Below are 241 nucleotides of genomic sequence, written 5' to 3' on the forward strand. Positions count from 1 at the left end.
CAGCTACTAAAGCTTCATCCGCAGCAAGCTCGGCGATCAGCGCAGCGACAAATGCTGCCTCCTCGGCAACAGCTGCATCAACTTCTGCGTCTAGTGCAGAAAGTTCGGCTACCGCAGCTTCGAGTTCTGCATCCAGCGCAGAAAGCTCTGCAACAGCAGCTTCAAATTCGGCGTCTAGTGCATCAACTTCTGCATCTAGCGCGGAAAGCTCTGCGACAGCAGCGTCAAGTTCAGCGTCTAG

Annotated in this window: 1 pseudogene; it reads right to left on the bottom strand. The window is 54.8% G+C overall.

The window, feature by feature from the left end:
* Window positions 1-241: pseudogene (locus tag BN3349_RS12115) on the bottom strand (hypothetical protein); the annotation flags it as partial.

The organism is Necropsobacter massiliensis, assembly GCF_000827595.2.
GTDB lineage: Bacteria > Pseudomonadota > Gammaproteobacteria > Enterobacterales > Pasteurellaceae > Necropsobacter > Necropsobacter massiliensis.